The sequence below is a fragment of the Methylobacterium sp. BI1 genome (assembly GCF_056680125.1).
In genome coordinates, this window is record NZ_CM155267.1 from 5,008,098 (window position 1) to 5,027,522 (window position 19,425).

Below are 19,425 nucleotides of genomic sequence, written 5' to 3' on the forward strand. Positions count from 1 at the left end.
GGGCGCCGTGACTTGGGCGCCGTGACTTGGGCGCCGTGACTTGGGCGCCGTGACTTGGGCGCCGGCGAACGGCCGGCGACCCGCACCGAATACCCGGCAGCAAGACCGGGGACGCGAACACCATGAAATCGGAGGGGGCACACGATGAACAAGGGATCGATCGCCGTCGCGGCCGGCTCACGCCTGGGCATGGGCACGGGCTTGAGCTTGAGTTTGGGTCTGGCCTTGAGCTTGGCGACGCTGACACTCGACTCGGGGGCACGCGCGCAGGATGCGGGGGCCGTCGGACCCGGCGTTCCCGTGGCGGCCCGGCCGCCGGCCCCGGGCCGCCCGGGCCGCCTGCCGCCCCGTCCTGACGGCCAGGACATCACGGGGGCCCAGAGCGCGGCGGGCGCCGCGGACACCCTCGGCCAGAGCGCCACCCCCGCCACCCTGCCCCCCGGCGTGTTCGACCTCGGCCACGGCCTCAGCCTCAGCGCCAACTACACCGGACAGGCCGCCGCCAACCCCATCGGCGGCATCCGCCAGGGCAGCGCCTATGCCGGGCAGCTGTTCTTCGGCATCGACGCCGACCTCGACCGCATCGCCGGCCTCGCCGGCGGCGCCCTCCACGTCGCCGTCACCAACCGCCACGGCGACAACCTCGCGGGCGACTTCATCGGCAACAACACCTCCGTCCAGGAAATCTACGGCGGCGGACAGACCACCCGCCTCACCCTGCTCAGCTACGAGCAGAAGCTCCTCGACGACCGCCTCGTGGTCGAGTTCGGCCGCCTCGTGGCCAACATCGCCTTCCTCAACTCGCCGATCTACTGCAACTTCCAGTCCAATTCCGCCTGCGGAAACCCGACCTTCGTCTTCAAGACCTCGAACTTCACCTTCTGGCCCGTCGCCAGCTGGGGCGCCCACGCCAAGGCCTGGCTCACCGACCGCATCTTCGTCCATGCCGGCGTCTACGAGGTCAATCCCCGCCACCAGCAGCCCGGCGACAACGGCCTCGACTTCTCCACCCGCGGCGCCACCGGCGCGATCCTGCCCGTCGAGCTCGGCTACTCCACCACCTTCGCCAACGATCCCCTGCCCCGCAACTACGGCATCGGCGGATGGTACGACGCCTCCGACTACGCCGACCCCGTCCGTGACCTCACCGGCCAGCGCGCCGTCCTCACCGGCCTCGCCCCCGCCACCCGCTTCGGACGCTCGGGCGTCTATGCCCGCTTCGACCAGATGGTCTGGCGCCCCGATCCCGCCGCCATCCAGGGCCTGACCCTCTTCGGCGTCGCCATGGCGGGCACCTCCGGGCGCCTCGTCGAGGACTACTTCCTCGAGATCGGCGCCCTCCAGACCGGCACCTTCCCGGGCCGCCCCTTCGACACCCTCGGCTTCGTCGTCAACACCCAGTGCTTCTCGCCCCTGGCCCTGTCCAACATCAGCGCCGTCCAGGCCAGCCTCGGCCTCGGCCGCCCCCTGCCCCGCCAGCAGATCATGATGGAGCTCAACTACGGCATCCAGGTCACCCCCGCCGTCCGCCTCACCCCCAACCTCCAGTACATCGTCAACCCCGACCAGACCCGCTTTCCCGCCTACACCAGGAACATCCCCGACGCCCTCGTCGTCGGCGCGAAGCTCTCCGTCGACCTCTTCACCCTCGCCGGCCTCGCAACCGGGCCGGGGCTCTGAGCCGACAGCCCCGCGCCCCGCCTTCGGCGGCCGGCCTCTCCGTCAGGCCCGCTCCGCCGAAGGCTCCGGCATGCGCGTGAGAAGGAGCGCCGCGCCGATGCCGATGGCGGACGAGACCAGGAACGCCGCCGTGAAACCGCGCCAATCGACGATGCTTCCGGCGAGCACGTTCGAGAGGGCGATGGCGACGCCCTGGACGGTGGCCACCACCCCCGAGGCGAGGTTGTAGCGGGCCTTGTCCTCCATGAGGTCGGCGATCACCAGGGGCTTGATGGCGCTGTAGAGGCCGGTGCTGACGCCCTCCAGGGCCTGCACCGCGAACAACCAGACCGCGTCGTCCGACAGGGTGTAGAGCAGCGCGCGCACCGGCAGCATCGCGAAGGCGAACAGGAGGATCGGCTTGCGGCCCCAGCCATCGGCGAAGCGCCCGACCAGGATGGCCATGGGCAACATCACCGCCTGCGCCGCCACGATGGTCGTCGAGGTGATGGCGGCCGACCAGTTCTCGTGGGCCAGGGAGATCTTCTGCGCGACCAGGGAAGCCATCGGCCCGTTGGCCAGCTGGAACAGGAAGATCGACGCGGCGAAGACGAGGAGCGGGCGGTTGCCGAGGAGCACCTTGAAGGCGGCGCCCGAGCGTGGCTTCGGCTTCACCCCCTCGGCCAGTTCCCGCCCGACGAGGTCGCGGGGAACCGACAGGACCGCCGCGGCGGCCGCGAACGACAGGGCGGGCACGAGGAAGAACACCGCCCGGTCGGGGAAGCCGTAACCGACCAGCGCGATCAGGACCGCGATGACGACGTTGCCGCCCCGGTACCAGGCGCTGTTGCGGCCCATCCGGCGCGACAGGCGGGCCTTCGGGAAGATGCCGAGGGTGAGGCCCGCGATGGTCGGGGTGAAGCTGCTGCCCGCCGCGGTCAGGACCGTGAAGGCCAGGAGCACCGGCCAGAATTGCGGCCAGAGCGCGATGACCACCGCCCCGGCGGAGGCCGCCAGCAGGGCGGCGACGATGGCCCAGCGCTTGTCGCGCGCGCGGTCGATGACCGCTCCGAGCGGCGCCTGCAGACCGACGCCGACGAGGCCCGCCAGGGTGGTCACGAGGCCGACCGTGGTCGCGCTCCACTCGCGGTGCACCAGCAGGAAGACATTGAGGTAGGGCCGCAGCCCCCCGTTCACGTCGACCAGGGTGAGGTTCAGGAAGTCGAACTTGCGCGGATGCAGGTCCTTCGCGGTGCCCGCCCCGCCCTGGCCCTTCTCCACGTTGCCGTCCTGCCCCTTGCCGTCCTGCCCCTTGCAATCTTGCCGCTTGCAATCTTGCCCGTCGTCCGGTTCCCCGTCCCGCCCCGCCCTGTGCGCCATCGCTCTGTATTGCCCGTTCCGGTCTCGCTGTGACCGGGTGTGACGCCCCGGCGGTCATTCCGTTCCCGTGCAGGTGGCATCGGGACGACGGCGAGGGGTCGGGCATCGCCGCGTCCGGGTGGACACGACGCGACCCGCCGCGGCGTGGGCCGGGCGGGTCGGTGTGGGCTCCGGTCGGTGGTGGCTGGGCTACAGGTTGAGGAAAGCCTGGGCCGATCCGACGATGGTGAAGACGAGGCCACCGGCGAAGGCGGCGACCATGGCGTAGGAGAAGCCTTTCAGCAGCATGGGGGTCTCCGTTGCGGGTCCGATCAGCAGCGGTTACCGCCGGAGGTCTGGCCGTATTGCTGGGTGGGGAAGTTCTGCTGGTTGGCGTTGCCCTCGGCGGCCGAGCTCATCGGGCAGCTATAGGGGTTTCGCAAGGGGGCGACGCTACGGAACTCCAATGAACCGGTCGTTTCGACGTCGTAGGGCGAGAAAGCGGTGTAACGGGACGGCCTTTCGAAAGCCATGGCGGACGAGATCGGAGCAACGCCGAGGACGAGGGCGGCGGCGAGGGCGGCGATACGGGTCTTCATTGAGGCTAACGGGCTCCTATACAGTACGAACCGGGTTATATGGTTCGCTTTATCTGTCTGAACCCAATATGGGGTCTCGATCTCATCCATGACGTGCGTCCAGGCACGTGGAGGACAGGATTAAACGATCGGTCCCGAGATGACGATTCGAACACGTCTGGATGCATCATGAATACATCTTGGACAAAGACGTCGTAAGTCTCTGGCGAAGGCCTGCCCGCGCCGCTCAGGTCGCGCATTGCGCTGGACAAAAGCACATAACAAATTTTATCCCTAAGGGAATAGGTCTACATCTCCCAGAATATAAGGCCCTTCATCAAAATCCTCGATATCGACTGTAATTTCGGATAGATTTAATTTCGACAAGCTATCTTTATCGATAGAAAATCTTATATTTCCGATTGCAGTAATATTTTTACATTTATCGATCTCTGATACTCCAAGCGAGACATGAGGCTCCACCGCGGTTCCCAGAGACAGAAATTTATTCTCGATTGCTGAGTCGCGTCCGGGCGCTAGCGTTGATTTTTCGAAATTTTTTAATTCCTTGGCCTCCTCATCACTTAGCGTCCGGACTCATAACCAGTAGCTGACGGTCGCGGCGAGGCAGACGGCGGCGAGGTAGTTGACCGCCGAGCGGTCGTAGCGCGTAGCGATGCGGCGGAAGTCTTTCAGGCGACCGAACATCCGCTCGATGCTGTTGCGGCCCCGATAGAGCACAGGCGAGAAGCACGGCTTCCAGCGCCGGTTGACCTTGGGCGGGATGTTGGGCGCGGCTCCGGCCGCCTCGATTTGTCGGCGGATGGCATCGCTGTCGTAGCCCTTGTCAGCCAGCACGACGCGGCAGGCGGGCAGGCGTGCGAGCAGCAGCGCACCGGCCTTGCAGTCGGCGACCTGCCCGCCAGTCAGCAGGAAGGCGAGCGGGCGGCAGCCGCGGTCGGTGAGAGCGTGGATCTTGGTCGTGCGCCCGCCCCGCGAGCGGCCGATGGCCTGGTTTTGCTCCCCCCTTTACCCCCGGCGGCGCAGCGATGGGCTTTCACGGCGGTGGAGTCGATCAGCACCTGGGAGGGCGGCCCGCCGGCCTGGGACAGTGTCTCGAATAACCCGACCCAGACCCCCTTGGCCGCCCAGCGCACGAAGCGGTTGTAGAGCGTCTTCTTCGGCCCGTAGACGTCCCGCGGCGCGTCCGTCCAGCGGCCGCCGGACTTGAGCACGTGGACGATACCACTGATCACCCGCCGGTCGTCCACGCGCTCCTTGCCCCGCGTGTCGGTGGGCAGGTGCGGCGCGATCCGCGCAAACTGCTCGTCCGTCAGCCAGAACTGATCCATCGGCCCCTCCCATGGGAGCCGTGAATCACACCTACGCCGTCCGCGCCACCCTTATGGGTCCGGACGCTAGTATTCTCATTGAATTGAGCCAGCAAATAACAACGGCCATATCCATTTTTCCTGAAATATTCTCCGCTTGTTCAATAAGGATATTTGCATACGATAAAACTCGATCTGTTATGAAAACATCAGGCTCCGAGGATAGTTTGTGCCTAGTCATACTATCAAACTCCTCTTGACGTTTATGATACATTTTTCCCAATCATTGAATGGGATCTTTGAATACGTCTCCAGACTCACAATCGATAATGCCAAACACCACAAATTGATTATGATAGATCAATATTTCCTAACATTGATCAATATCGATCATTTAGAAAAATCTGATTACTTATTTTTGTCTCAAGAAGCCTTGACAAACAGAGCCTGCGACTTTCCTAAAAAAGGGAGTCGTTCCATTAGGGCACGCGTAATTACAAAAAGACGAGCCGTCGTCTGGAGCGTTTTCATACATACATAAATAAACTACCTGCCCCTGGGAGGGAAGCATATAGTTATTTTCGTTTTTTGCGCTTGCAGCATTAGCGCCCTCAAGAAGGCATACGAGTGCCAATGTACATGCCACTACGAAAAATTGTCTAGAAACCGCCTTGGCGCATCTAAGAAAACCCGGCACCGTTAAAATCCTTGCGTTTCGGGAGCCGGAAATCGAACTCTCAAAGACAATGTCTTTCCAGGGTAGAAAACCGCCACCAAAACCAGCGGAGATTTTTTGAACATCCGGATTGACCCGACCACCGGTTCTCGTTCTCAAGTCGCCCAAACAAGCCAGTTTTCAGCACCTCCGCGCCGCGCTCATGCCCAAAAACAGAGACGCCGCCTGCGCGTGGTATACTGAATTTTTCGCCAACGCCTGAAGTCCACGCGCAGGCCAGGCCGGATAATCCATGACATTAATGTCAAGCAACACCGTGGAACATCAAGGTCGGGGCAGACTTACAGCCGCACTGTGCCGCTCGTGAGCACATGACTGGAAGTCTAACATGAAAACCCTCGCAATGGTTCTGGCCTCCGGCCTGATGTTCGCCAGCTTTTCCCTCGGCTCCGCCTCGGCCGCCCCGGGCCTGACCTCGGCCGAGCGGATGCGCGCCAGCTCGTCGATCGGCCACGCGGGCAACTACAAGGCGCGCAAGTACCACATGCGCCATCGCGGCCATCGCCACGACGCGATCCACCATTCGCGCGCCCATCGCCTGCACCACACCCGCAACCGCCTGATGCATGGCGATCCGAACGCCCGCAACCCGATGCTGCCCGGCTACGCCCAGCAGCGCGGCAACACCTCGGGCGGCCCGCGCTACTGAGGCCTGCCGGACCGGGCGGACCCAGGCGCCGGGCGTCGCCGTGCGCGGGTGTCCGGGTCCGCCCCCAACCTCTCCGATGCCCCCGCCGGCCCGGCCGGCCGGCGCATCCCGCCAGACGGGGTGACGCCGGCCGGTCGCGTCGGCTAAGCACGGGGCCCGCGCGGCCCGGACAGTGGCGCCTGGCCGGCGGGAGCGAGGACCGGAACCGATGCCCCCGTGGCCGCCGAGCCTGCAGGACGCGCGCTGGCGGGTCGGCCTCTTCAGCCTGCTCTACCTCTACCAGGGGCTCGTCGCCGGCTTCGCCCTGACGGCGCTGGCCAACCACTTCGCCGCCATGGGCGCCTCCACCGCGGAGGTGGGCCGCCACCTCGCCGTGGTCGGCCTGCCCTGGGTCCTGCAGCCCCTGCTCTGGGGGCCGGTGATCGACCGGGCGACGCCCGACCACATGGGGCCGCGCCGCCGCTGGCTCGTCCTCGCCCTGGTCGGCGCGCAGGCGAGCCTCGCGGGCCTGTTCCTTCTCGGCGGCGCGCCGGGCCTCACGGCCGTCAGCCTCGTCCTCCTCCTGCACAGCCTGGCCGCCTCCCTGGCCGACACCGCCACCGACCGCCTGATCGCCGGCAGCGTGCCGGCCGGCGAGCTCGGGCGCACCAGCGCGGCAACGCGGGCGGGCTTCGTGCTCGGCAGCGCGGCCGGAACCGCGCTCTTCGCCTGGGTGCTGGAGGCGGGGGGCTTCGCCGCCGCGGCGGGCGCCCTCCTCGGCGTCACCACTCCGATCGCCCTCGCGGCCGCGCTCGTGCGCGAGGCGCCGGGGGACCGGCTCCTCGCCTGGCCGCAGAGGGGGACGGCCCCCGTGGCCGGACCGGGCCGCGTCGCCGCGGCGGTCGCCTTCGTCCGCGGGCTCGCCGACGACTTCCGCAGCCGCGACGCCGCCCGCTTGCTGGCGCTGTGCTTTGCCATCGATTTCGGGCTGGCGCTGTTCCAGGTGCCCTTCGCCGTCGCCCTGGTGCAGGTCCATGGCTGGGATGCCGGCGGCCTCTCGCGCCTGCAGGCCCTACTCGCCCTCCTGGGCGGAACCCTCGGGGCGGCGGGCATCGGCGCCTCCGTCGACCGCCTCGGTCCGGGGCCGGCCCTGCGCGCCCTCCTCCTCGCCTGCGCGTCGGCCTTCGGGATCGCGGGCGGACTGATCGCGGCCGGGCTGGAGGCCGCCACGGGGCCCCTCATCCTGGGCCTCGCCAACGTCGTGCCGGCCCTGCTCTACGTCGCCCTGCTGCCCACCGTGCTCCTGGCGACCCGCCGGGGACGGGCCTCGGCCACGCAGTTCCAGATCTACATGGCGGCGATGAATCTCGGCGACGTCGCCGGCTCGGCCCTCGCCGGCGGCCTCGCCGCGGCGGTTCCCTCAGGCCTCGTCGCCCTCGGCGTCGCCCTGCTGTTCCTCATCGGAACCCGCGTCGCCTGGGCCTCGCCCGGGTGATGGGCGGTGGCTCAAGGCCTGTCCGGCATGGCGCCGAGCCCGGACGAGCCGGCCCGGCCTGCGCGCTACCAGCCGTTTCGCGCCCGCCGCGCGCGGTTCCTGCGTCTGCGGGAGATCGAGGCCCGGAGCGCATAACCAAGAATAAATCCCAGTAAGATCAGTCCTGGCACGTACCATCCCAGGATGATTGGCGCCGGTATGCTGGCAACGTAGGCAACGCATGCGTCCCAGTAAGGGAGGATGAACGCGACAAAACTATCCCAGTACGCTGTTAACAAATCCATGAGCATGCGCCTCGACGGAGACTCGCAAGTTACGAGCGGCACCCTGCTGGAAGCTATGCCATAAAGGCGACGCGAATGTCACCTTTCGCGCAACTGTCTGGACAGACCTCCCGTTGGGGTCCTGCACGCCTCCGCCCAGCACCCGGGGCGTGCGGCAAACGAGGGACATCGAAGTGCCGAAGGCCGGATCGCTGATCGCCCTGGGTCTGCTCTGCGTCGCCGCGGAGGCGCAGGCCCAGCCCACCCGCATGGTCCTGGCGCACGCCGAGCATCTGATCCCGCTCCTGGCGGACACGGGTCTCCGCCCAAGCCCGCCGAGTGCCCGGTCGGCGTACCGGCAGATCGTGCAGCGCGCGGCGGCGGCGGAGGGACTGCCGGCCGAGATCGCCGACGCCGTGATGCAGATCGAGAGCGGCTACGACCCGACCGTGATCGGAGGCGCGGGCGAGATCGGCCTGATGCAGGTTCTGCCGACCACCGCCGCGATGCTGGGCTTCCGGGGAAGCACGGCGGAACTGGCCCAACCCGACCTCAACGTCCACTACGGCGTCCGCTACCTGGCCGAAGCCTGGCGCCTGGCCAAGGGCGACCTCTGCCGCACCCTGATGAAGTACCGGGCCGGCCATGGGTCGGAGGTCATGTCGCCCCTGTCGATCACCTATTGTCGCCGCGCCCAGGCGGCTCTCGATATCCCGGAGGCCCAACGCGCGGCGCCGGCACCTCCCGGACTCCGAAGCGCCACGCGGGCGTCCCTGACCAGGACGCCGCTGCCGAAGGGATTGAAGCGGGGGACGCCGGAATTCGAAGCGGCCTACTGGGCCGCGCACGAGGCCCGCATCGCGAAGCTCAAGGCGCGCCTTCAGGCCAACTGGCGGGCGCGGAGCGCAAAGCCCGTCTAGGCGCCGAAGACGGCCGCCGAGGCGGCACGCGAATCCGTCGGGGCCGATCGAGCCGCGTGTCTCGGACGCGCTCAGGAATCTTCGAGGGTGAAGTCGTGCGCGGTCCGCACCAGGAAATAGGCGCGGAGCCGACGGCGCAGCGTCAGGGCGATCCGCGGCGAGCCGATGCAGACCAGCCGGAACATGGTCCATCGACTGAAGAGCGGCAGGCGATAATGCCGGGACAGCAGGATGCGGAGGGCCATCCATTTCCGCCCCGCCATGGCGGCATCGACCGTGGCGCCGACGGCAACCCTGGCAAGGAGCACATCGCGGGCCGCGCAAATCTCCGTCCCGCCGCGGATTGCCAGGACGGATTCAAAGAACAGGTCCTGCCTGCGGTTGATCAGGTCCGATCGTGCGATGGAATTCGGGGTCAGCCGATAGTCCGAGACGAACGTGTCGACGAAGACGAATGCGTGCGGATCGGCCGTCTTACCGAGGCGAATGCCGAAATCGGCGTCGACGCAATCCCCGACCTCGTCCTCGAACCGGAAGGCCGTCGCATGGGCCCGCGCCGAGGAGACCAGGTAGCTGTTGTTGGGCATCTGCTGCAGGAGCGCGGCGACGAGGGGCATCGCCTGAGGGCCGGCCTCTTCCGGGACGCGATGATAGGTGCGGTTCCAGGTCTGGGTGCGCTTCGGCAGCACCCGGCCGGTCTCATCGATGACGCGCTGCTTGCCGTACACGCACAGACACCCCGGATGCGCATCCCAGGTGCGCGCGAGCGTCCTGATCGCATCGTCACGCAGGCGATCATCGTCATGCAGCAGGATCAGCCTCGCGCCCTTGGCCGCCGCGAACAACGCATTGATATTTCGCGCCTGCCCGGCGCGCGGCGCGTTGTGCCGGTAATGGATTTCCACTTCGGACGCCGCGGGCATGCTGGAAACCATCGCCTCGCTGACGGTTCCGCTCGAGTCGTCCCCAACAAGGATTTCCAATGGACGGTATTGCTGAGCCAGACAGCTCTCGATGGCCTGCTTGAGAAAGTCCGGACGGTTGCAGGTTGGAATACAGATGGATATCAGATCTTTCTGTCTATCGATTTGATCGCTCCTCCTTTCCAGATTTTGTCCCATGCGCGCTTTTTATTGCCTTCTCAAGCCGCCCAATACAAAACCAACGTTGTCTTTGAACTGCCCGAGCGCGCAGGAAATCAAGATACCGAAGAACACTGTCACGAAAATCGCAAAAATCAAGACCATCAAAAGATTTGGTGACAACTGGGCTGTAAATTCGCCACGAACGACCTCGGATACAACAAAAGATAAGATTGAGGCACCGCATGGCGCAATAATCGCAGTCGCGAGGTCGCTCCAATTATTGACAAACTATAAACCATTACGCCAAACGTGATAGGCGCCTCGCACAAAAGCAGGAGCGAGTAGGTGATGACTGTCTCTTGAAGATTTTGATTTTTCACGATTAAAATTCCCAAGATCACAATCAGCGTTTTTACCACGATGAGGCCCAGCAATGTTCCGGGGCGCCCCATCGCTATGAGATAAGAGCCGCAAATGAATTGGATACACTGAACGCCTCCGACAATCAGGAGTGGACGCACGATCTCATCGGCACCAATCCATTGGCCTCCGAGCGCAATACGAACGAGATCTGGTGACAAAGCGGCCACACCGAGAAAAGCCGGCGTTCCGAAGGTGGCGCAGAGCGACACCGTCCGGAGGAACGACCGGGCCAGCCGCTGCGGATCGGACGCGATGCGGGACAGGAAACTGAGTGCCACGGCCGAGACGCTGACCTGGACCAGCTGGGTCAGCGTCTGGTCGATCCGCATGGAGACGGCAAAGAGCCCCAGGGCGGTGGCGCCGTGGCGACTGAGGATCACGAAATCGATACTTCGCATGGCCACGAAGTCGATTGCCCGCAGGAGGACGAGGCTGACCCCGAAGCGCAACAGCTGATGCAACACGGCCGGATCGAGCGCCCGGGACGGACGCCAGGTCGAGCGAGACCACAGCCAGAGGGCCGAGATGACGACCTGCGTGCTGAACTGGCCGAGCAGCGCCCAGGCGCCCCAGTGGTTCAGCGCCAGGGTGAGGCCGACCACCCCGCTGGCGAAGATCCCGAAGACGGTCCGCAGGGCGAGCGCGCGAAACAGCTCGGCGCGCCGATACAAAGCTTCCTGGAAGCTGATCGCGACGAGGATCGGACAGAACAGCGCGGCGTATTGTAGGTACGGCGCCAGCGCCTCCGCCTTCATGATCCGGGCGACCGGCACGGCGGCGACGATGAGGAGACCGGCCAGGATCACGCTGCCGGCCAGGGAGGCGTACAGGGCGAGATCGGGATCGCCCGGCCGCAACTGCGGACGCTGCACGAGCGCGTCGCCCATGCCGAAATCGGCGATCACCGCCAGGAAGCTGACGACCACGATCGCCGTGGAGGCGAAGCCGAATTCATCGGGGGTGACGAAGCGCGCGAGCAGGATGAACAGCAGCACGCTCATCAGGCGGCCGACGATGTTCTGCAGCAGGGACCAGAACAGCCCCTGCATCGCGCGCGATCGCAGCGTCCGGTTCTCGCTCATGGTCCCTCGGCGCACCCGCTGAGAGAAACCGGACGCCCGGCGACGGTCGTGACAATCATGCGGATGATAGCTCCTCGCCGTCGTCGATCCCGTGCCTTCGGCTGTCTCCCAACCGTCCCGAGACCTGCCCGAGGACCCCGGAATTGCAGGACCCCGGAATTGCAGGGCCCCGCACAGCAACGTCCCTGCCGGGGCCGAAGGGTCCACAGGATCTGACAGGGTCGACGCGAAGAAGCCAGCACGCACCGCCGGTCGGGACCGGGCGCCGTCTGTTGGGCATCCCGGCCCCGGCCGTCCGGCGGATGCTTGACACGGAGCGACCCGACCGCCTCAGTGGCCTCATCGCGCCGAGACCGGGGCGCCCCAGTCCACGACGTCGGCCGGATCGGCTTACCCCCCGCTTTGCACCCCACCCTGCCGATGTCCCCTCCCCCCGATTCCGCCCGGTCCGCCCCGTGAGCGAACCGAGCGCCCCCGGCCTCCGCGTCCTGCTGCCCGACGCCGCCCGCCATGCCGGGGGGGCGCTGGTCGGACCGGGGGAGACCGAGCACTGGATTCCGGCTAAGAACCGCTGGTCACGGGTGGTGCTGCCCTTCGGGGGGCTGGTGCCGGAGGCGTGGTGCTGCCTCGGCTTCCGTCTCGCCTGGGCGGCGGAGGAGGCCGCCGGCTCCGCCCTCGACTTCGCCCTGGTGGGGATCGACTTCCTGGCCGAGGACGGGTCGAGCCTCGACTTCGACCACGTGCCCGGCCTCGACCGGACGCTCCTCGACCCGCACGGCACCTGGATCGCCGGCCCGGCCGCCCTGCCGCCGGAGACGCACGGGGCGCGGGCCGGCCGCCTCCAGCTCGCCTTCCGGGTGCCGGCCCCCGCCACCCGGATCACCGTGACCCTCCGCTCCTGGCGCAACACCCACCCCTTCACGGTGGCGGAGGCGCGCCTGACACAGGGGACGGCGCTTCCGCCCGCCCCCTCCCTGATCCCCCGGACCCGGCACCGCCTCGGGCCGGAGCCGGCCTGGCGCGACCACGCCCTGGTGCCGGGCTGCGGCCTCGTGCTGCGCGGCCAGCTCCACACGCCGCAGCCCGGCACCCACGCGGCGCTCGCCCGCATCGTCTACCGGGACCGGTCGGGGGCGGAGCTCGACCCACCCTATCCCGGGACCATCTCGGTGCCGGGGCTCGGCGCCCTGGTCGACCTCTCCGCCCACCAGCAGGCCCGGCGCTTCACCCTGGAGCTCCAGCCCCCCGCCGGGGCGGCGCGGGTGGCGGTCGGCTTCGCCACCTGGGAGGCGGACGGGCCGGAGGCGGAACTCCTCGCTCCGCCGGAGGTGGCCCTGGAGGACCGGATGCGGCTGGAGAGCCTCTGCGCCGACGACCTCCTCGCCGCCCCGGATTTCCTCGCCCGCCTGGCCGAGCGCCTGTCCCTGCCCGGCGCCGCCTTCGCCGGCTGGTGCCCACAGCCCGAGGCCGTCGCCGCCCTGCCCGGGGTGCTCGCCCGCGCCCGGGCGATCCAGCGCGGCGAGGGCCACCGCGCCGCCGGCCTCGACCGGGCCCTACGCCTCGCCGGCCAATCCGCCTGGACCCTGCCGGAGGCGCCGGACTGGACCGAGGATCCGTTCCGCTCGGTGCCCTGGCGCCTGGAGTACCAGTCCCTGGCCTGGCTCGGGGCGCTGGCCGAGGCCCCCGGCGGTGCCGCCGCCGCCGTCGGCCTCGCCCTGTCCTGGTCGCGGGCCAACCCCTGGGGGGCGCCCACCGACGGCCTCGCCCTGCACCCGGCGGCCCTCGCCGCCCGCACCGAGACCGTGGTGCGGCTCCTCGCCCGGGCCGGCAAGCCCGGCGGGCCGGCCTCCCTCATCCTCACGGGCGAGGCGGTGCGGCACGGCTTCGCCCTCGCCGAGATTCTCGGCCAGAACACCTTCGGCCGCTCGATCCACCAGCTCCAGGCGGCGGCGGTTCTGCGCCTCGTCGCCCGCGCCCTGCCGCTGCTGCCGCTCGCGGCGCACTGGCTCTCCCTGGCCGAGGCCGCCCTCGAGGCCGGCCTGGCGCCGCTCCTCGACGCGGACGGGCGGTTCTCCGACCCGGCCCTGCACCCGCGCCTCGAACTCCTGACCCTCCTGCGCGCCCTCGGCCTCGGCCTCGATGCCGACGACCCCGCCGAGTCCGCCCTGAAGGCCCGCCTCGACCGGCTCGTCGCGGCCGGGCTCCCGGCGGTCGCCGGTCTCCTCGATCCGACCGGGCGCCTGCCGCCATTCGGGGATGCGCCCGCGGGCGAGGATGCCGCCGGCTGGATCGGGCGCCTCGGCGCGGAGGCGGGTCGCGCGCTCAGCGCCGAGCGCTGGTCCGGACACGCGCGACCTCGTCGCGACCGTCCCAGTATACCGCGCATCACCCTCGAGCCCGCGGCGGGCCGCGTCGACCCGTCCTCGGGCATGATCGCGCAGCGCCACGACGCCCCCGGCCGCGGCTGGGGCCACTTCGCCTGCACCTTCGCCAGCCAGGGCCAGGGCCTCGGATCGGGTCACCGGGACGTCGGCTCCTTCGTTTACGCCTGCGAAGGGGTGCGCTGGATCGTCGAGGCCGGCGGGTCGAGCCAGGTCGAGACCGGCGCCGCACGCCATCACCTCCTCTCGGGGGCCGGCCACAACGTGGCGAGCCTCGACCAGCGCGAACCGATGGCGGGGCCGGCCCTCTACCTCGGAGCGGAGCGCCTCATCGGCGCCACCGCCCATCGCCTCGCCACGCAGGCCTACGGTCCCGACGTCGCGCACCGGCGCGTATTCCTCGTCCTCGACGACCTCTCCGGCCTGGCGGTGTTCGACCGCTTCAGCGGGTCGGGCAGCCTCAGCTTCGAGGGCGCGGTCCACCTGTCGCCGGAGATCCTGCTGGCCTTGGCGGGTCCGCGCCGGGCCATGGCCCAGGCCGGGCGCCACCGGCTCTCGCTCTCCCCCCTGGCGGTCGCCGGGCGCTGCGCCGGCCTGACGATCCGCAACGGCTGCAACGCCCATCCGGGCGCCCTGCGGGGCTTCGTCGCCGCCGCGGCGGGCGGCCTGCAGCCGACGAGCGTGCTCGGCTACGCCTTCGCCGGAACCGCCACGGTCTGCGGCGGTCTCGCCCTGGCGGCCGATGCGGATGCGGACCGGCGGCTCACCGCGCTCCTCGGCGAAGCCGCCTTCGAGCGCCTGCTCACGGAGGCGTAGGGCCCCCTCTCAGGAGCGCACTTCGCGCTTCGCGACGAAGTTGAATTCCTCCACCAGTACGTCCTTGACCACGTCGGAGCCGAGGCGGGCGTTCACCTGCTTGCGGATCTCGGCGAGGCGTTGGGTGACGTTGTAGCGGGACAGGCGTTTGAAATCGATCGCCGGGTCCGTGTAGATCTGCCGGAAGGTCTCGTCGACGACGAAGGCGTTCGGCGGCACCGAGAGGGTGTGCATCAGTCGCGCATCGGCGGTGAAGACCAGGACAGCGACGATGTAGCCCTGCACCTTGCCGTCGACGACCATCGGTACGTTGATGGGCGGCAGCTTCTGGTACTGGAGACCTTCGAGGTAGGGTTCGGTCTTCTTGGCGAATAGCCCCGCCCCCCAGGTCACCGCGCCGTAGCAGGACAGGATGGTGAGACCGCAGATCCACAGGCCGGTGACGAGGATGCGCATGGCGGGGAGCGGGCCTCAGCGCCGGACGTGGCCGGAATAGGTGCCGTCGGATTCCGCCGCGCGCAGGGACTCCGCGACGATGCCGGAGATCTCCTCGACGGCCCGCAGGTGCAGGCCGACGGCGTCCTGGTTGCGCTCCAGGGCGCTCCGCACGCGGAGCAGCTGGGCGCGTACCGGCGCGTCGAGTTCGGCGGGATCGAGGTCGCGGGTCAGGCGGGTCAGTTCGAGCAGGCTCTGGCTCTTGCGCAGGTTCACCGTCTCCTGGTCGACGGGCTGATGGGCCAGCAGGGCCTCGGTCTCCGCCGTCACGGTGGCTTCCAGGCGCTTCAGGGATGCGAGCAGCATGGGGTCTCAGCTCTCCGAGGTCTTGGTCGACGGGGCGACGCCGCCCGTGGGCGGGTTCAGCGGACGCGCCGCCTCGAGCATCCGGGCGATGCCGACGCCGCCGGCCTTGGCGACCTGCGTCCCGACCTGGTCGGCGAGCATCGACTTCCAGATCCCGCCGGCATTGCCCTTGCCGAAGACGGCGCTGGCCTTCGAGGGCATCATGGTCTCGACGAACTGGCGCAGGACGAACGCCTCGAACTGCTTGTAGGGATCACCGGCCTTGCCGGCGCCCGAGATCGCGTTGTCGGTCTGCAGGGCGGTGAGCGCGCCGCGGGCATCGAGGGGCATGTGCACCGAGACGCCGGCCATGCGGTAGGCATCGCCGAACGCCGCCGGATCGGTCCCGGGAGCCGACAGCTTGGCGGCGGCCTCCTGCAGACGGCCGGGATCGGCGGCGCGGGCCACATCGAGGACGATGTCGGAGGGAGGCGAGATGCTCATGGCAGGCGCTTCAGCGGGTTCGGGGAGCCGGTCCCCGACAGGCATAGGCGCCCTGGCTTTCGGCAGGCTTGCATCGTGGCGCTCAGTCGAGGGGCCGTGCGCCGCGGGCGGTCATGAGGTCGAGCTGCTCGAGCAGGGCGTGCTGCTCGCGCTCGTGGTCGCGCAGCTTCAGGAGGCTCTCGGCCTGGCGCTCGGCGCGCTTTTCGGCGAGGCCGCGGGCCTTCAGTATTTCAGACAGTCGTGTCGAGGTCGCGCCGAGTTCGGTCGCCTCCGTCGCGAGGGCGCGCAGGCGCCGCGCGGCGGCGTCGAGGAACAGGCCGTGCATGGTCTCGCCGGCCAGGGTCGCCAGCATGGCCGCCCGGTCGGCCTCGACCCGGGCGGTCTGGGCGCGGTTTGCGGCGAGTTCGCGCTCGGCGAGGCCCCGCATCTGCTCCTGGACCTTGAGCAGGCGCTGGGCGCGCTGGAGCCGGAGGCGGGTGGTCATCGGCTCAGCCCCGGCGCAGGTAGTCGAAGTAGCCCATGACGAACTGCATCAGGAACTCGTTGCTGATGGCGTAGAGCAGCAGCAGCCCGCCGGCCATGATGAACGGCGTGGCGATGAAGTAGACGGGGATCTGCGGCACGAGCTTGTTGACGAAGCCGGCGGCGAGGTTCACCGCCACCGCGTAGACGAGGAACGGCGCGGTGATGCGCAGGCCCAGCACGAAGGCGGTCGTGACCTGGTCGACGATGCGCACCAGGGCGACCTGCGAGCCGATGCCCTCGCCGGGCGGGATCCGGCCGTAGGAATCGACGAGGCCGCGGAACAGCTCCCAGTGCAGGTCGGCGGCGAACAGCAGCGCGGCCGCCGCCATCATGATCATCGCCTCCACCGCCGGCACCGGGTCCATGCCCTCGGCCACCGACCCCGGCATGCCGCCGAAGCCCACCATGGTGGCGGCGGCGTTCACGACGGTCTCCAGCACCACGTAGTAGACCCGGCCGAGGAAGCCGATGACGAGGCCGGTCAGGCTCTCGGTGACGATCCAGCTCAGGGTGGCGCCGGGATCCTGGGCCGCGAGCTTGCCCTGGAACAGGGGCAGCAGCAGCGGGGTCAGGGCCAGGGAGACCGCCAGGGAGATGAGGAGGCGGACCTGCGCGGGCACCCGGGGGCTGGAGAAGCCCGGCACGATGAGGAGGCAGGCGCCGACCCGGCAGAAGATCAGGAACACCCCGAGAAAGCTCTCGGGGCCGAGCACCGCCAGGAGCGGCCCCGTCACGAAATCGTACCCAGGGAGCGGATCTCGACCCCGCGCGCGATCTCCAGGTGCGAGAGCACGGCGAGGGTCGGGTAGAGCCGCTCGATGATCATCCGCACGTAGGGGCGGGCATCCGGCGCGGTGACCAGGGCGAAGTTGCGGGTCTCGCGCATCTGCTTGCGGATCGCCTCCGACGCCTCGGTGCCGAACTGCTCGACGAGGCGCGGGTCGATGTCGAACTCGATGACCTCGCCCTTGCCGTCGCGCTTCAGGCTCTGGTGGAAGGAGAGGTCCCAGGCGCTGCCGAGGCGCAGCACCGCGAGCACGCCGTTCTCGGCGAGGTCGCCGCAGATCTGCTGGGCGATGCGCATGCGGACGTGCTCGGCGATCTGCTCCGCCCGGCGGGCATGGGGCGTGATCTCGGCCACGGCCTCCAGGATCAGGTGCAGGTTGCGGATCGACACCCGCTCGGAGAGCAGGAGCTTCAACACCGCCTGCAGGCCCGAATAGGAGATCTGCGACGGGCAGATCTCGTCGAGCAGGCGCTTGTACTCGGGGTCGAGCCGGTCGAGCAGGTTGCGCATGTCCTTGTAGGACAGGAGCGTGGGCAAGTTGTTGCGGATGACCTCGGAGAGGTGGGTCAGCAGCACCGATGAGCCGTCGATGGGCTCGAAGCCGCCGCGCCGGACCTCGCCCGCATAGGCGTCGAGGACCCAGCGCGCCTTCATGCCGAAGGCGGGCTCGCGGACCTCGTCGCTCGGCACGTCCGGCACGGGGCCGTCGCCGGTGACCACGAGGAGTTCGCCGGGGCGCAGCTCCTGGGTCGCCACCACGGTGCCGTGGATGAGGATCTGGTAGCATTTCGGCGGCACGGCGAGGCTGTCGGTGAGCTTGATGTCGGGCACGACGAAGCCGTACTGGCGCGCGAACTTGCGGCGCATCTTGGCGACCCGGTGCGACAGCTCGGACTGCGTCCCCTGGACCTGGGCCGCGATCTGGCGCCCGAGGCAGAGCTCGATCTCCGGGGTCTTCAGCGATTCCTTGACGGATTCGCGCAGCGCGACCTGCTTCTGCTCCTCCTCGGCCTCCGCCTTGGCGTCGACGATCGCCTTCTGGGCGGCGAGCTTCTTCGGGATCGCGTAGGCGGTGAAGGCCATCAGCCCGGAGAGCACCATGAAGGGCACGAAGGGCAGGCCCGGAACCAGGGCGAACATGAACATCAGGGCCGCGGCCACCGACAGGGCGCGGGGATAGGCGCCGAGCTGCCCCATCACCGCCTGCTCGGCGGTGCCCCGCGTGCCGCCCTTCGAGACCAGGAGGCCGGCAGCCAGCGAGACGATCAGGGCGGGGATCTGCGAGACGAGGCCGTCGCCCACCGAGAGCTTGGTGAACACGTCGGCCGCCTGGCCGAGCGGCATGCCGTGGCGGGTCGTGCCGATGATGATGCCGCCGAACACGTTGACGGCGATGGTGATGAGGGAGGCGATGGCCTCGCCGCGCACGAACTTCGAGGCACCGTCCATGGAGCCGAAGAAGGCGCTCTCCTCCTCCAGCTCGCGCCGGCGGTGCTGGGCCTCCTTGTCGTCGATCAGGCCGGCATTGAGATCGGCGTCGATCGCCATCTGCTTGCCGGGGATCGCGTCGAGGGTGAAGCGCGCGCCCACCTCGGCGATGCGGGTGGCGCCCTTGGTGATGACGAGGAAGTTCACCGTGATCAGGATCAGGAAGACCACGATCCCGATGACGAAGTCGCCGCTCATCACGAACTGCGAGAAGCCCTGGATGACGTGGCCCGCCGCCGAAACGCCGTGCTGGCCGTTGGCCAGGATCAACCGGGTCGTGGCGATGCCGAGGGCCAGGCGCAGCAGGGTGGCGATCAGCAGGACGGTGGGGAAGGCCGAGAATTCCAGCGGCTTCTTGATCCAGAGCGCCACCATCAGGATCAGCACCGACAGGGCGATCGAGAAGGCGAGCCCGATATCGAGCAGGATCGCCGGCACCGGCAGGAACAGGATCGCCAGGATGGCGACGATGCCCGCCGCGAACCCGATGTCCCTCTGGGACCGGCGCTCTCCTGCGATCGTGGCGCTTGCCGCCATGGCGGATACTCAACCCCCGTGAATCAACACGGGCTTGTCGCGCCGCAA

The 19,425-nt window shown here is 68.5% G+C and carries 16 protein-coding genes; 5 read left to right on the forward strand and 11 right to left on the reverse strand.

All coding sequences use genetic code 11. From position 1 onward, the window contains the following. Positions 1 to 189 precede the first annotated feature (189 nt). Positions 190 to 1,680, forward strand: coding sequence for a carbohydrate porin (locus AC1MGR_RS23770; protein ID WP_480234886.1), 1,491 nt, complete (start codon positions 190 to 192; stop codon positions 1,678 to 1,680). Between the two features lie 42 nt (positions 1,681 to 1,722). On the opposite strand, the gene AC1MGR_RS23775 is transcribed toward AC1MGR_RS23770, so the two are convergent. The 3 genes from AC1MGR_RS23775 to AC1MGR_RS23785 form a co-directional block, all read right to left on the reverse strand. After that, entirely contained in the window at positions 1,723 to 2,940 is a 1,218-nt protein-coding gene (locus AC1MGR_RS23775) for an MFS transporter (protein WP_480233172.1), read from the reverse strand. A 410-nt stretch (positions 2,941 to 3,350) separates the two neighbouring features. Continuing rightward, positions 3,351 to 3,617: a hypothetical protein gene (locus AC1MGR_RS23780; protein ID WP_480233173.1), complete on the reverse strand. Its 267-nt coding sequence runs from the start codon at positions 3,615 to 3,617 to the stop codon at positions 3,351 to 3,353. Between the two features lie 576 nt (positions 3,618 to 4,193). After that, positions 4,194 to 4,948 (reverse strand): IS5 family transposase gene (locus tag AC1MGR_RS23785; protein ID WP_480233174.1). Its coding sequence is split into 2 segments (ribosomal slippage): positions 4,194 to 4,618 and positions 4,618 to 4,948, totalling 756 coding nucleotides; the frame shifts between segments, so codons are not numbered across the junction. Positions 4,949 to 5,991: 1,043 nt separating this feature from the next. Between AC1MGR_RS23785 and AC1MGR_RS23790 the strand changes: the two genes are divergently transcribed. The 3 genes from AC1MGR_RS23790 (at position 5,992) to AC1MGR_RS23800 (ending at position 8,969) form a co-directional block, all read left to right on the forward strand. Further along, positions 5,992 to 6,312 carry a hypothetical protein gene (locus tag AC1MGR_RS23790; protein ID WP_146180534.1) on the forward strand — a complete coding sequence of 107 codons (321 nt, stop codon included), beginning with the start codon at positions 5,992 to 5,994 and terminating at the stop codon, positions 6,310 to 6,312. A 208-nt stretch (positions 6,313 to 6,520) separates the two neighbouring features. Further along, on the forward strand, positions 6,521 to 7,786 hold the full coding sequence (locus AC1MGR_RS23795; RefSeq protein WP_480233175.1) for an MFS transporter: 1,266 nt from the start codon (positions 6,521 to 6,523) through the stop codon (positions 7,784 to 7,786). Between the two features lie 457 nt (positions 7,787 to 8,243). Beyond that, a complete protein-coding gene (locus AC1MGR_RS23800; RefSeq protein ID WP_480233176.1) occupies positions 8,244 to 8,969 on the forward strand; it encodes a lytic transglycosylase domain-containing protein in 726 nt (241 codons plus the stop codon). 71 nt (positions 8,970 to 9,040) lie between these two features. On the opposite strand, the gene AC1MGR_RS23805 is transcribed toward AC1MGR_RS23800, so the two are convergent. Both AC1MGR_RS23805 and AC1MGR_RS23810 read right to left on the reverse strand, forming a co-directional pair. After that, complete coding sequence (locus AC1MGR_RS23805) at positions 9,041 to 10,090, reverse strand: glycosyltransferase family 2 protein (protein WP_480233177.1); 1,050 nt, start codon at positions 10,088 to 10,090, stop codon at positions 9,041 to 9,043. Between the two features lie 125 nt (positions 10,091 to 10,215). Beyond that, entirely contained in the window at positions 10,216 to 11,559 is a 1,344-nt protein-coding gene (locus AC1MGR_RS23810; RefSeq protein WP_480233178.1) for a lipopolysaccharide biosynthesis protein, read from the reverse strand. A gap of 455 nt (positions 11,560 to 12,014) precedes the next feature. On the opposite strand from AC1MGR_RS23810, the gene AC1MGR_RS23815 reads away from it, so the two are divergent. Continuing rightward, positions 12,015 to 14,756, forward strand: a complete 2,742-nt coding sequence (locus AC1MGR_RS23815; protein ID WP_480233179.1) for a heparinase II/III domain-containing protein — start codon at positions 12,015 to 12,017, stop codon at positions 14,754 to 14,756. Between the two features lie 9 nt (positions 14,757 to 14,765). On the opposite strand, the gene AC1MGR_RS23820 is transcribed toward AC1MGR_RS23815, so the two are convergent. From AC1MGR_RS23820 to flhA, 6 genes are all read right to left on the reverse strand, one after another. After that, positions 14,766 to 15,212 carry a hypothetical protein gene (locus AC1MGR_RS23820; RefSeq protein ID WP_056477721.1) on the reverse strand — a complete coding sequence of 149 codons (447 nt, stop codon included), beginning with the start codon at positions 15,210 to 15,212 and terminating at the stop codon, positions 14,766 to 14,768. Between the two features lie 15 nt (positions 15,213 to 15,227). Continuing rightward, complete coding sequence (locus AC1MGR_RS23825; RefSeq protein WP_108039931.1) at positions 15,228 to 15,557, reverse strand: flagellar protein FlgN; 330 nt, start codon at positions 15,555 to 15,557, stop codon at positions 15,228 to 15,230. A gap of 6 nt (positions 15,558 to 15,563) precedes the next feature. After that, positions 15,564 to 16,040, reverse strand: a complete 477-nt coding sequence (locus AC1MGR_RS23830; RefSeq protein ID WP_480233180.1) for a rod-binding protein — start codon at positions 16,038 to 16,040, stop codon at positions 15,564 to 15,566. A gap of 82 nt (positions 16,041 to 16,122) precedes the next feature. Beyond that, positions 16,123 to 16,524 carry a hypothetical protein gene (locus AC1MGR_RS23835; protein ID WP_480233181.1) on the reverse strand — a complete coding sequence of 134 codons (402 nt, stop codon included), beginning with the start codon at positions 16,522 to 16,524 and terminating at the stop codon, positions 16,123 to 16,125. Positions 16,525 to 16,528: 4 nt separating this feature from the next. Then, complete coding sequence (fliR, locus tag AC1MGR_RS23840) at positions 16,529 to 17,299, reverse strand: flagellar biosynthesis protein FliR (protein ID WP_480233182.1); 771 nt, start codon at positions 17,297 to 17,299, stop codon at positions 16,529 to 16,531. After that, on the reverse strand, positions 17,296 to 19,377 hold the full coding sequence (flhA, locus tag AC1MGR_RS23845; RefSeq protein ID WP_108039939.1) for a flagellar biosynthesis protein FlhA: 2,082 nt from the start codon (positions 19,375 to 19,377) through the stop codon (positions 17,296 to 17,298). Before flhA ends, fliR begins: the two co-directional genes overlap by 4 nt. Positions 19,378 to 19,425: the final 48 nt, after the last annotated feature.

Coding starts and splice junctions, on each gene's coding strand:
- AC1MGR_RS23770 (WP_480234886.1), top strand. CDS start 190: ATGGGCACGGGCTTGAGCTTGAGTTTGGGTCTGGCCTTGAGCTTGGCG.
- AC1MGR_RS23780 (WP_480233173.1), bottom strand. CDS start 3,617: ATGAAGACCCGTATCGCCGCCCTCGCCGCCGCCCTCGTCCTCGGCGTT.
- AC1MGR_RS23790 (WP_146180534.1), top strand. CDS start 5,992: ATGAAAACCCTCGCAATGGTTCTGGCCTCCGGCCTGATGTTCGCCAGC.
- AC1MGR_RS23795 (WP_480233175.1), top strand. CDS start 6,521: ATGCCCCCGTGGCCGCCGAGCCTGCAGGACGCGCGCTGGCGGGTCGGC.
- AC1MGR_RS23805 (WP_480233177.1), bottom strand. CDS start 10,090: ATGGGACAAAATCTGGAAAGGAGGAGCGATCAAATCGATAGACAGAAA.
- AC1MGR_RS23810 (WP_480233178.1), bottom strand. CDS start 11,559: ATGAGCGAGAACCGGACGCTGCGATCGCGCGCGATGCAGGGGCTGTTC.
- AC1MGR_RS23820 (WP_056477721.1), bottom strand. CDS start 15,212: ATGCGCATCCTCGTCACCGGCCTGTGGATCTGCGGTCTCACCATCCTG.
- AC1MGR_RS23825 (WP_108039931.1), bottom strand. CDS start 15,557: ATGCTGCTCGCATCCCTGAAGCGCCTGGAAGCCACCGTGACGGCGGAG.
- AC1MGR_RS23830 (WP_480233180.1), bottom strand. CDS start 16,040: ATGAGCATCTCGCCTCCCTCCGACATCGTCCTCGATGTGGCCCGCGCC.
- AC1MGR_RS23835 (WP_480233181.1), bottom strand. CDS start 16,524: ATGACCACCCGCCTCCGGCTCCAGCGCGCCCAGCGCCTGCTCAAGGTC.
- flhA (WP_108039939.1), bottom strand. CDS start 19,377: ATGGCGGCAAGCGCCACGATCGCAGGAGAGCGCCGGTCCCAGAGGGAC.